Source organism: Mesorhizobium sp. WSM4850, assembly GCF_055811735.1.
In genome coordinates, this window is record NZ_JBVVPV010000115.1 from 1 (window position 1) to 3,438 (window position 3,438).

Annotated in this window: 3 protein-coding genes, 1 pseudogene and 1 riboswitch; all 4 genes and pseudogenes read right to left on the reverse strand. The window is 63.6% G+C overall.

Annotated features, from left to right (window positions below):
* A pseudogene (locus tag AC0L2Z_RS35055) lies at nucleotides 1–200 on the reverse strand (thiazole synthase); the annotation flags it as partial.
* A gap of 4 nt (nucleotides 201–204) precedes the next feature.
* Nucleotides 205–402 carry a sulfur carrier protein ThiS gene (gene thiS, locus AC0L2Z_RS35060; protein WP_023801373.1) on the reverse strand — a complete coding sequence of 66 codons (198 nt, stop codon included), beginning with the start codon at nucleotides 400–402 and terminating at the stop codon, nucleotides 205–207.
* On the reverse strand, nucleotides 371–1,372 hold the full coding sequence (gene thiO / locus AC0L2Z_RS35065) for a glycine oxidase ThiO (protein WP_023801374.1): 1,002 nt from the start codon (nucleotides 1,370–1,372) through the stop codon (nucleotides 371–373). The genes thiS and thiO overlap by 32 nt, the downstream gene beginning before the upstream one ends.
* Complete coding sequence (thiC, locus tag AC0L2Z_RS35070; RefSeq protein WP_473630600.1) at nucleotides 1,369–3,198, reverse strand: phosphomethylpyrimidine synthase ThiC; 1,830 nt, start codon at nucleotides 3,196–3,198, stop codon at nucleotides 1,369–1,371. Before thiC ends, thiO begins: the two co-directional genes overlap by 4 nt.
* 101 nt (nucleotides 3,199–3,299) lie before the next feature.
* Nucleotides 3,300–3,416, reverse strand: a riboswitch (TPP riboswitch).
* Nucleotides 3,417–3,438 lie beyond the last annotated feature (22 nt).

Consider the following 3,438-nt stretch of genomic DNA (forward strand, 5'->3'; position numbering starts at 1 on the left):
AGGACATGCAGCCGCAGCGATTGGATAAGCGACCAGAATTTCTCGCCACCCTTGCCGCCGGCCATTTCGCGGCGCAATGAGACGGTCACCGCGGACGCGCAGGATGCCTTGACCGCATCGGCAAGAATGGCGGGCGAGGGGTACTGTGCGGTGCCGAGAAGCAGGCGCGACGGAAGCTTGGTTCCGTAAAGCTCGATCACGTTACTAACCTCCTTGCATGGGTGAGAGAATTTCGATCCGGTCGCCGTCCTTCAGCTGGAACAGCGCCCGCTCAGTCGCGTGCACAAGGTCGCTGTTCACGGCCGTTGCAAGCCAGTTGCCCTCGTAGTCAAGCGCTGCGAGAAGCTCCGCCAGGGTGGCGGCGGTGATCTCATGCGCTTCGCCGTTGACCGTCAGTTTCATCAGCAAGTTCCACCGGTTTGTCAGAATCGAAAACAAGGTCGGCCGCCCGGCGCGCCATGGCGGGGGCCAGAAGGAAACCATGGCGGTAGAGCCCGTTGATCGCGACGGTCCTGCCATGCGCTTCGACGCGCGGCAGGTTGTCGGAAAACGCCGGGCGAATGCCGACGCCCGTCTCAACGATCGCGGCCTCGCCGAAGGCGGGATGAACCGAATAGGCGGCGTTCAGGAGTTCCATTATCGCCCGCACCGTGACCGGCTCCGTGGACAGACTCTCGACCATCGTTGCACCCGCCATGAAATGGTGGTCGGCGCGCGGCGCCAGATAGAGCGGCAAACGCGGGTGCAGCAGCCTGACCGGGCGCGACAGCGAGATGTCCGGTGTACGCAGGATCAGCATCTCGCCGCGAACGCCGCGAAGCCTTTCATCGCTGGACGCCATCCCTATGCAGTCGATCTCGCGGTCGAATCCCGTCATGTGCAGGGCGTCCATTCCGAAGCGGAACTCGACGCCGCTTCCGGCGAGTTTTTCATGCAGCGCCGCCATTGCACGGCGTGGGTCGAGATGGGCTTCGCCCGGGAAGAACAGCCCGCGACGGAAGCGGCCGGCGAGATCGGGTTCCAGGAGCGCGATTTCGTCTTCGTCGATCCGCCGATGACCCGACGTGCGGCTTGCAAACCGGTCGAGTTCGCCCGCATCCCGCGGCGTTGCCAGAACGAGCGTTCCGGCCCGCGTGACATGACCCGGCAGGACCGCATCCCACCAGTCGGCGGCATCGCGTCCGAGATCCAGCACCGGCTGCTCGGCGCTTTCGCGCTCGCACCAGGGCGCCAGCATGCCGCCGGCCATCCATGATGCGTTGCCGCCAAGGCCATGCCGGGTCTCGGCAATGGTTACCGCAGCACCGCGGGCGGCGAGTTCGAAGGCGGCGGTGAGGCCGGCGACGCCAGCCCCTTTGACCAGCAGCCTCATGACGGCTCCGGCATCTTCGGCATGGGCGGTTCGCCGTCCACCGGCATATAAAGATTGCCGCCCTCGCGGTACTTCGCGGCCATCGCCGCCATGCCCTCTTTCTGTGCCTCGGCCCGAATGTCGTGGGAGATGCGCATCGAGCAGAATTTCGGCCCGCACATCGAGCAGAAATGCGCCAGCTTGTGCGCCTCCTTCGGCAAAGTCTCGTCGTGGAAGGAGCGCGCGGTTTCGGGGTCGAGCGACAGGTTGAACTGGTCTTCCCAACGAAACTCGAAGCGTGCGCGGGAAAGGGCGTCATCCCTGACCTTCGCCGTCGGATGACCCTTGGCGAGATCGGCGGCGTGCGCGGCTATCTTGTAGGTGATGACGCCCGTTTTGACGTCGTTGCGGTCGGGGAGACCGAGATGCTCCTTGGGCGTGACATAGCAGAGCATCGCCGTGCCGTACCAGCCGATCATTGCCGCGCCGATGCCTGAGGTGATGTGGTCGTAGCCGGGTGCGATGTCGGTGGTCAGCGGCCCAAGCGTGTAGAAGGGCGCCTCGCCGCAGACTTCGAGCTGCCTGTCCATGTTCTCCTTGATCTTGTGCATCGGAACATGGCCCGGCCCCTCGATCATGACCTGGCAATCCTTGGCCCAGGCGACCTTTGTCAACTCGCCGAGCGTTTCTAGTTCGGCGAACTGCGCCGCGTCGTTGGCGTCGGCGATCGAGCCGGGACGAAGGCCGTCGCCGAGCGAGAACGACACGTCGTAAGCGCGGCAGATGTCGCAGATTTCCTCGAAATGCTCGTAGAGGAAGCTTTCGCGGTGATGATGCAGGCACCACTTGGCCATGATGGAGCCGCCGCGCGACACGATGCCGGTGACCCGGTCGACCGTCAGCGGGATGTAGTGCAGCCGCACACCGGCATGGATGGTGAAATAGTCGACGCCCTGTTCGGCCTGTTCGATCAGCGTGTCGCGGTAGATTTCCCAGGTCAGGTCCTCGGCGATCCCTCCGACCTTCTCAAGCGCCTGGTAGAGCGGCACGGTTCCGATCGGCACAGGCGAACTGCGGACGATCCATTCGCGGATGTTGTGGATGTTGCGACCGGTCGACAGGTCCATGACGGTGTCGGCTCCCCAGCGGATCGCCCAGACCATTTTTTCGACCTCTTCGGCCATCGACGAGGTGACGGCTGAATTGCCGATATTGGCATTGATCTTGACCAGGAAATTGCGGCCGATGATCATCGGCTCGCTCTCCGGGTGGTTGATGTTGGCGGGAATGATAGCCCGTCCGCGCGCTATCTCGTCGCGCACGAATTCCGGCGTGACGAAGTCCGGGATCGCCGCGCCGAAAGAGTTGCCGTCGCGCTGCATCCCGCCGCGTAAGCTCTCGCGGCCGAGATTCTCGCGAATGGCGACGAACTCCATTTCGGGGGTGATGATCCCGGCGCGCGCATAGGCAAGCTGCGTCACCGCTTTGCCCGTTTTTGCCTTTAGCGGCCGGTGGCGCACGGGAAATTCCGGCGTCAGGCGCTCACCTGACGCAAAGCCGTTGTCCTCCGGCCTGACACTGCGGGCATCGTGGAATTCGACGTCGCCGCGCACCGTCACCCATTCATTGCGAAACCTGGCGAGGCCCTTTTCGATGCTGGTTTCGACAGTCGGGTCCGTATAGGGGCCGGACGGATCGTAAACGGTGACAGGCGGTTCGCCTGCCGTCGGATGGACGGAGATTTCGCGCATCGGTACCCTGATCTGCGGGTGGATGGCACCGGGCCTGTGGATTTTCCGCGAGGCGGGCAGTGATCCCGTCGAAACCGCCGGAGTGAGGGCATTCATCGTGAGGCTCCTTTGCTCATGCATTGGAGACCCAGTTCTGTGCCGGAAGGATGAAAAGACGCTTCTGCCTGCCTGCTTACAGGTTTTCGGGCATGGACTCCCGCAAAGCGCTTGCACCGTCCCTACGCCAGTATGAACTGGATCAGGTTCAACGGGTCACTGCGCCGCGAAAGCCAGCAGTATCTCAGCCCCTTGCCGGGACCCCCCTGGTGAATGGGTCAAATTGAGCGGGCGATCGCC